Origin of the sequence: Curtobacterium sp. AG1037, assembly GCF_003349855.1 — a bacterium.
Lineage (GTDB): Bacteria > Actinomycetota > Actinomycetes > Actinomycetales > Microbacteriaceae > Curtobacterium > Curtobacterium citreum.
Genome location: NZ_QQAO01000009.1, coordinates 155,055 through 162,987, shown reverse-complemented (window position 1 = coordinate 162,987; position 7,933 = coordinate 155,055). Strand labels below are relative to the sequence as shown.

Here is a 7,933-nt window from a genome sequence, read left to right as displayed (position 1 = left end):
CACCCGACCGGATCGCCGACCAGAACACCTGCTGCTGCTCGCGAAGAAACACCCCACGCCACCACCTCGAACTCAAGGTGTTGCAACCACCCCCTGACGCCAAGACCGGGGAATGCGACGTCTTCTGCTCCATCGACGCACCGGACGCCGAAACAACCTCGCCCCGGGAACGACGAAGCGCCGTCCGGTGGACCGGACGGCGCTTCGAGGGAGCGGCTCGTACTACAGCGCGGGGTACTGCCCGCGGCGCACCTGCGGCTTCGGCAGGCGCAGGAAGCGCAGCTGCCACGCCCGGGTCAGGATGTAGAGGAAGGTCCCGCGCTGCATCTCGCCGAACTTCGCGGTGAGCTTCTTGCGCAGGGACAGCCAGAGCACGATGCAGTCGAGCACGAACAGCGCCACGAACGCCCAGACCATCAGGAGCGCGTACGACGCGATCACGGTCTGCGCAGCGGCGAAGCCGAGGATCAGGAAGAGCACGAGCACGGGCATCATGACCTCGCCCACGTTCCAGCGCGCATCGATCCAGTCGCGCACGAACCGGCGCTGCTCGCCCTTGTCCTTGGCGGGCAGGTACCGTTCCTCGCCGTTGGCCATGCCGACGCGGGCCTTCTCGCGCTCGGTGTTCAGCCGGGCGCGCGCGGCCTTCTTGTCCTGCGGGCTGTTGCCGACGAGGGGACGGCGGTTGGCTGCCTCACGCTCGCGACGCGACGGCGTCGGGCGACCCTTGCCCTGCTCGACGAGGAGTTCTTCCTCGGAGGGGTTGACGGTCGTGTTGGTCTTGGGGGCTGCCTTCGCCACGGTGCGTTCCTGACTGCGGTTGCGTGCTGGATCGTCCTCTAGATTACGGGACATGACCGACACCGACCAGCACAGCACCGCGACCGACCCCGCGCTCCTCGACGCCCTGCGCGAACACGTCCAGGGGGCGCTGCCGACCACGATCGCGGACCTCTCCGCCCTGGTCCGGCTGCCGTCGGTTTCCTGGTCGGCCTTCGACCCGGCGAACGTGCAGGCGAGCGCCGAGGCCGTCGCGGACCTGGCGCGCTCCACCGGGGTCTTCGCCGACGACGCCGTCCGCATCGTCCGCTCGGCCGTCGAGGGCGACACCCCGAGCGCGGACACCCCGACCACCGACAACGACGCCGCCACCGGCACCGCAGCCGCCGACGGCGCCGCAGACGTCGAACTCGGCCAGCCCGCGGTCCTCGCGGTCCGCCCGGCCCGGAACGGCAAGCCCACCGTGATGCTCTACGCGCACCACGACGTGCAGCCCCAGGGCGACGACGCACTCTGGGAGACCCCGCCCTTCGAGCCGACCCTCCGCGGCGACCGCCTCTACGGCCGCGGCGCCTCGGACGACAAGGCCGGCGTGATGACCCACATCGCCTCGCTCCGGGCCCTGCACGCGCAGTTCGGCGACGACCTCGACCTCGGCGTCGTGCTGTTCGTCGAGGGCGAGGAGGAGTTCGGCTCCCGGTCGTTCCGCACGTTCCTGCGCGAGCAGAAGGAGCACCTCGCCGCCGACGTCATCGTCGTGGCGGACAGCGACAACTGGTCGGCCGAGGTCCCCTCCATCACGGTCTCGCTGCGCGGCAACGTCACGTTCAAGCTCACCCTGACCACGCTCGAGCACGCCAGCCACAGCGGCATGTTCGGGGGAGCGGCCCCCGACGCGATGATCCCGATGGCCCGCCTGCTCGCCTCGCTGCACGACGACGCCGGTTCGGTCGCGGTCGAGGGACTCACGGCGTACGAGGCCGACGTCCCCGAGCGCTCCGACGCCGAGCTCGCCTCCGACGCCGCGCTCCTCGAGGGCGTGCAGCCGGTCGGCACCGGCCCGGTGCTGTCCCGCATGTGGTTCCAGCCGTCGATCACGGTCACCGGCCTGGACGTCCCGAGCGTCGCGAACGCCTCGAACACCCTCCTGCCGACGGTCTCCGCACGGGTCTCGGTCCGCGTCGCCCCCGGGCAGTCGGCCACCGACGCGTACGCAGCCGTCGAGCGCCACCTCCGCGCGCACGTGCCGTTCGGTGCACGGCTCGAGCTCACCGAGGTCGACACGGGCGACGGCTTCCTCGTCGACACCGCCGGCTGGGCCGTGCAGGAAGCCCGCACGGCCATGCAGGAGGGCTGGGGCAACCCCGCCGTCGAGCAGGGCATCGGCGGCTCGATCCCGTTCGTGTCCGACCTGGCCGCGGAGTTCCCGGACGCGCAGATCCTCGTGACCGGCGTCGAGGACCCGGACACCCGTGCGCACAGCCCGAACGAGTCGCAGCACCTCGGCGTCCTGCACCGCGCGATCGCGTCCGAGACGATCCTGCTGGCGCGACTGGCGTCGCGCGGCTGACGCCGCACCGGACGGGAGGCACGTGGCGGGCCCGCCACGTGCCTCCCGTCCGTCCGTCGCCGGCTCGCGAGCCGGACTGTGGAGCGATGCTCGCGCTGTCGGCCGGCGTGCTTACAATCGTGACCAGGCGCGGTGATCGTCACCGCCCGGAGGGAGACGCGCGATGAGCGACACCATCATCGACAACGCACCGGCGACGGACGCACGCTCGCACGGCGTCGCGCTCAGCGACACGGCCGCGGCGAAGGTGGCGAGCCTGCTCGAGCAAGAGGGCCGCGACGACCTCCGCCTGCGCCTGGCGGTCCAGCCCGGCGGGTGCTCGGGCCTGATCTACCAGCTCTACTTCGACGAGCGCCTGCTCGACGGCGACGCCACGGCCGAGTTCGGCAGCGGGGTCGAGGTCGTCGTCGACAAGATGAGCGTCCCGTACCTCGATGGCGCAACCATCGACTTCGAGGACACCATCCAGAAGCAGGGCTTCACCATCGACAACCCCAACGCGCAGGGCAGCTGCGCGTGCGGCGACAGCTTCCACTGACGCTGTCGGGACCGGCGTCGTCGGTTCCGGGTGTCCAACACCCGTGATCGACACGCGAGCGGGGAGCGACCGATCTGGTCGCTCCCCGCTCGTCGTCCGTGGGGGGTGTCGGCGCGCGGGACCGGGGGAAAGCCGCGCGGAGATCGGTGTCCGGCGTGCGAGTCCGGGCCCCGGATCGACCGCCGAGCGGGCCCCGTGTGCACGAGTGTCGGCGAGCTGCGAGTAAGCTAGGAGTGTTCCAACCAAGCTGGGAACCAGCAATGAGCCGCCTTGGCGCGCTCGGTTCCCTGCCACGTCTTCCGAGAGGTAACAGTGCGTTCGAATCGCCGTATACGTTGGGCGGCCGTCCCGGTGGCCGTCGGTCTGGTCATCGCACTGGCTGGTTGCTCGCAGCAGCAGCTGAACGGGTGGCTCCCCGGCACGGAGGAGACGAAGGACGTCACGAACCACACGAGCCGCATCGTCGGCCTGTGGACCACCAGCTGGGTCGTCCTGCTCGCGGTGGGTCTCATCGTTTGGGGCCTCATCATCTGGGCCGCGATCGTCTACCGCCGCCGCAAGGGCCAGACGGGCCTCCCGGTGCAGATGCGGTACAACATGCCGCTCGAGATCTTCTACACGATCGTGCCGCTCATCCTGGTGCTCGGCTTCTTCGCCTTCACCGCCAAGGACCAGTCCGCGATCGAGAAGCCCTTCACGGACCCCGACGCGACGATCCACGTCTACGGCAAGCGCTGGGCGTGGGACTTCAACTACATCGACAAGGACAACCCCGAGGACAGCGTCTACTACCAGGGCATCCAGGCCCAGGAAGAAGAGAACGGCAACGGCTCGATCGACGAGTCCCAGCTGCCGACGCTGTACCTGCCGGTCGACAAGAAGGTCAAGATCGAGCTCAGCTCGCGCGACGTCGACCACTCGTTCTGGATCATCGACTTCCTCTACAAGAAGGACATGCTCCCGGGCAAGACGAACTACGAGTACTTCATCCCGCAGAAGATCGGCACGTACCAGGGCAAGTGCGCGGAGCTCTGCGGTGAGTACCACTCGCTGATGCTCTTCCAGGTCAAGGTCGTGTCCGACTCGGACTACGAGAAGTACCTCGGCACGCTGCGCGAGCAGGGCAAGGTCGGTCTGCTCGGCAACGAGTACGACACCAACACGAACGAACCGAACAACAAGGCGCCGGTCGAGGCGTCGAGCGAGAACAAGTAGGGGCTCGTCTGATGACAACGTCACTCGTCGGCCAGCCGACCAGGCCCTCGACGCCGGACTTCCAGGCGTCGAAGGTCGGGCGGAAGGGCAACATCATCGTCCGGTGGATCACCTCCACCGACCACAAGACCATCGGGTACATGTACCTGATCGCCTCGTTCGTCTTCTTCCTGCTCGCGGGTGTGATGGCGCTGGTCATCCGTGCCCAGCTCTTCGAGCCCGGCCTGCACGTGGTCGCGACGAAGGAGCAGTACAACCAGCTCTTCACGATGCACGGCACGATCATGCTGCTGATGTTCGCGACGCCGCTCTTCTCGGGCTTCGCGAACGCGATCATGCCGCTGCAGATCGGTGCGCCGGACGTCGCCTTCCCGCGTCTGAACGGGTTCGCCTTCTGGCTCTACCTGTTCGGCTCGCTCATCGCGGTCGGTGGCTTCCTCACCCCGCAGGGCGCCGCGTCCTTCGGGTGGTTCGCCTACGCGCCACTGAGCGACACGACGTTCACACCGGGTCTCGGTGGCACGCTCTGGGTCTTCGGCCTCGGCATGACGGGCTTCTCGACGATCCTCGGCGCGGTGAACTTCATCACGACGATCATCACGATGCGTGCGCCCGGCATGACGATGTTCCGCATGTCGATCTTCACGTGGAACACCCTCGTGACCTCGCTGCTCGTGCTGATGGCCTTCCCGGTCCTCGCCGCCGCGCTGTTCGGCCTCGGTCTCGACCGTGTGTTCGACGCTCAGATCTACAACCCGGCCAACGGCGGGGCACTGCTCTGGCAGCACCTGTTCTGGTTCTTCGGGCACCCCGAGGTGTACATCATCGCGCTGCCGTTCTTCGGCATCGTGTCCGAGGTCTTCCCGGTCTTCAGCCGCAAGCCGATCTTCGGGTACAAGACCCTCGTCTACGCGACCATCTCCATCGCGGCCCTCTCGGTCACGGTGTGGGCGCACCACATGTACGTCACCGGTGGCGTCCTGCTCCCGTGGTTCTCGCTCATGACGATGCTCATCGCGGTCCCGACCGGCGTGAAGATCTTCAACTGGGTCGGCACGATGTGGCGCGGTTCGGTCACGTTCGAGACGCCGCTCCTGTGGGCCGTCGGCTTCCTCATCACCTTCACGTTCGGTGGTCTCACCGGTGTGATCCTGGCGTCGCCGCCGCTCGACTTCCACGTGTCCGACTCGTACTTCGTCGTCGCGCACTTCCACTACGTGGTCTTCGGCACCGTCGTGTTCGCGATGTTCTCGGGCTTCTACTTCTGGTGGCCGAAGTGGACCGGCAAGATGCTCAACGAGCGTCTCGGCAAGATCCACTTCTGGCTCCTGTTCATCGGCTTCCACACGACGTTCCTCATCCAGCACTGGCTGGGCGTCATCGGCATGCCGCGTCGCTACGCGACCTACCTGCCGAACGACGGGTTCACCTGGATGAACCAGCTGTCGACGATCGGCTCGATGATCCTCGCGATCTCGTTCCTGCCGTTCATCTTCAACGTCTACGTCACCGCCCGGAACGCACCCAAGGTCGCCGTGAACGACCCGTGGGGCTACGGCCGCTCGCTCGAGTGGGCGACCAGCTGCCCGCCGCCGCGGCACAACTTCACGTCGATCCCGCGGATCCGTTCCGAGTCCCCGGCGTTCGACCTGAACCACCCCGAAGCGGGTGTGCCGATCGGTGTGGGTCCTGCGAAGGACGCACCGGACGCTCCGACCTACGACGCCGCGAAGGGCGAGGTGAAGTAAGGCGATGCGCGCCAACGTCAACCTGTTCTGGATCCTCTTCGGGTTCTTCATCCTCGCGGACGCCGCGTACACCATCTGGGCGATGCTCTACTACGGGCGCCCGGAGTGGGTGGGCACGGTCGCGATCGGCCTCACCGGCATCATGAGCGCGTTCATCGCGTTCTACCTCGGCAAGGTCATGTCGTCGCAGGGCGGAGTCCTCCCGGAGGACCGCGCCGACGCCAACATCGAGGACGGCGACGCCGAGCTCGGGCACTTCAGCCCGTGGTCGTGGTGGCCGATCCTGCTGGCCGGCTCCACCGCCGTCTGCTTCCTCGGCCTCGCGGCCGGCCTGTGGATCGTCCCGATCGGGCTCGCGCTCGTCACCGTGACGCTCGTGGGCTGGGTCTACGAGTACTACCGCGGCAACTTCGGGCACTGAGTCCCGGCGGGCTGCGGCCCACCGCACCTGACACCTTCGGGCGGCACCACCACCGGTGCCGCCCGAAGTGCGTTCGGGGCCAGCCGTACGCGAGCAAGCTGGTCCGAGCAGACTCGTAGGTACCCCCTCGACCTCCCGTATCGATCCGCGCAGAACCGGTACCGATCGGGAATCAACCGGCCCGCTCACGGCTTGGCCTCGAGCGGACCCCCTCCACCACAGCGAAAGGACTCACCTCCGGTGACCGACAAGCGCACCCTCATCATCTTCGGCGCGACGGGCGACCTCGCCTCCCGCCTGCTGCTGCCGGGCCTCGGCACGTTCCTGCAGAGCGGTCGAGCGGTTCCCGTCCAGCTCATCGGTACCGGTCGCAGCGCCCGCAGCGAGGACCAGTGGAAGGACGTCGTCACGAAGTCCTTCGCCTCGCAGGACGTCAAGGGTGAGGAGGTCGACGCCACCCTCGCGTCGACGCAGTTCATCCAGGGCGACCCGACCGACCCGAATCACCTCGAGGCGCTCCTGGCCGCGGCCGACGCCGAGCCCATCCTGTACTTCGCCCTGCCGCCGCAGATCGCGTCCGACATCTGCGAGGCGCTGCAGGAGGTCGAGCTCCCCGCGGGCACGACCCTGGCGTTCGAGAAGCCGTTCGGCACCGACGTCGCGAGCGCGAAGGCCCTCAACGAGACGGTGCTCAAGCTCGTCCCCGAGGAGCGCGTGCACCGCACGGACCACTTCCTCGGCCGCACCACGGTCCTGAACATCATCGGTCTGCGCTTCGCGAACCGCCTGTTCGAACCGATCTGGAACGCGGACAACATCGAGAAGGTCGACATCTTCTACGACGAGACCCTCGGTCTCGAGAACCGCGCGCAGTACTACGACGAGGCCGGCGCGATGGTCGACATGATCCAGTCGCACCTGCTCCAGATCCTCGGCATCGTGACCATGGACGCTCCGGCGGACATCGACGCGGTCGAGTTCCGTTCGTCCCTCGCTCGCGTGCTCCGGTCGACCGAGCTGAAGGGCGGCGACGCGACGATCGCCTCCCGCCGCGCCGTCTACACGGCGGGCACCATCGACGGCAAGGAGCTGCCGTCGTACCAGGACGAGGACGGGGTCGACAAGTCGCGCGGCACCGAGACCCTGGCCGAGATCGAGGTCGAGGTCGACACGGCGCGCTGGAAGGGCGTCCCGTTCACCCTCCGCTCCGGCAAGGCGCTCGGCGCCAGCCGCAAGGAGGTCCTCATCACCTTCAAGCCCGTGACGCGCCTGCCCTCCGGCCTGTCCGGTCGGCCGAAGGCGGACACGCTGCGCATCGTCCTCAACCCGGACGAGATCGAGCTGTCGGTGTCGGCGAACGGCGGCGGCAACCCGTTCGAGATGGGGCAGGTCACGCTCTCGTCGACGTTCGACGACGGCGAGCTGACCCCCTACGGCGAGGTCCTCAACGGCATCTTCCACGACGACCCGCTGCTCTCCATCCGCGGCGACGTCGCGGAGCGCTGCTGGGAGATCGTGGAGCCGGTCGTCGAGGCCTGGAAGTCCGGTGCGGTCCCGCTCGAGGAGTACCGCGCGGGCTCCCGCGGCCCGGCGGAGTGGGTCTCGTCGTCCTGACGGACCGAACGTCCTGACGGACGCCATCCCCTGACGGACGGGAGGCG

Annotated in this window: 7 protein-coding genes; 6 read left to right on the top strand and 1 reads right to left on the bottom strand. The window is 68.2% G+C overall.

The genetic code is table 11. From position 1 onward, the window contains the following. Positions 1-222: 222 nt before the first annotated feature. A complete protein-coding gene (locus tag DEU32_RS13515; RefSeq protein ID WP_229666892.1) occupies positions 223-801 on the bottom strand; it encodes a DUF3043 domain-containing protein in 579 nt (192 codons plus the stop codon). 52 nt (positions 802-853) lie between these two features. On the opposite strand from DEU32_RS13515, the gene DEU32_RS13510 reads away from it, so the two are divergent. From DEU32_RS13510 to DEU32_RS13485, 6 genes are all read left to right on the top strand, one after another. Continuing rightward, positions 854-2,350 carry a dipeptidase gene (locus DEU32_RS13510; RefSeq protein WP_114850994.1) on the top strand — a complete coding sequence of 499 codons (1,497 nt, stop codon included), beginning with the start codon at positions 854-856 and terminating at the stop codon, positions 2,348-2,350. 163 nt (positions 2,351-2,513) lie between these two features. Beyond that, positions 2,514-2,888: an iron-sulfur cluster assembly accessory protein gene (locus DEU32_RS13505; RefSeq protein ID WP_058741693.1), complete on the top strand. Its 375-nt coding sequence runs from the start codon at positions 2,514-2,516 to the stop codon at positions 2,886-2,888. A gap of 312 nt (positions 2,889-3,200) precedes the next feature. Continuing rightward, positions 3,201-4,103, top strand: a complete 903-nt coding sequence (gene coxB / locus DEU32_RS13500) for a cytochrome c oxidase subunit II (RefSeq protein WP_114850993.1) — start codon at positions 3,201-3,203, stop codon at positions 4,101-4,103. 11 nt (positions 4,104-4,114) lie between these two features. Continuing rightward, positions 4,115-5,851, top strand: coding sequence for a cytochrome c oxidase subunit I (gene ctaD / locus DEU32_RS13495; RefSeq protein WP_058741691.1), 1,737 nt, complete (start codon positions 4,115-4,117; stop codon positions 5,849-5,851). Positions 5,852-5,855: 4 nt separating this feature from the next. After that, positions 5,856-6,272 (top strand): cytochrome c oxidase subunit 4, encoded by a 417-nt coding sequence (locus DEU32_RS13490; RefSeq protein ID WP_058741690.1) that lies wholly within the window; start codon positions 5,856-5,858, stop codon positions 6,270-6,272. A 240-nt stretch (positions 6,273-6,512) separates the two neighbouring features. After that, the gene (locus DEU32_RS13485) at positions 6,513-7,886 is read left to right on the top strand and encodes a glucose-6-phosphate dehydrogenase (protein ID WP_114850992.1); all 1,374 of its coding nucleotides are present in this window, start codon (positions 6,513-6,515) and stop codon (positions 7,884-7,886) included. Positions 7,887-7,933: the final 47 nt, after the last annotated feature.

Coding starts and splice junctions, on each gene's coding strand:
- DEU32_RS13505 (WP_058741693.1), top strand. CDS start 2,514: ATGAGCGACACCATCATCGACAACGCACCGGCGACGGACGCACGCTCG.
- DEU32_RS13490 (WP_058741690.1), top strand. CDS start 5,856: ATGCGCGCCAACGTCAACCTGTTCTGGATCCTCTTCGGGTTCTTCATC.
- ctaD (WP_058741691.1), top strand. CDS start 4,115: ATGACAACGTCACTCGTCGGCCAGCCGACCAGGCCCTCGACGCCGGAC.
- DEU32_RS13510 (WP_114850994.1), top strand. CDS start 854: ATGACCGACACCGACCAGCACAGCACCGCGACCGACCCCGCGCTCCTC.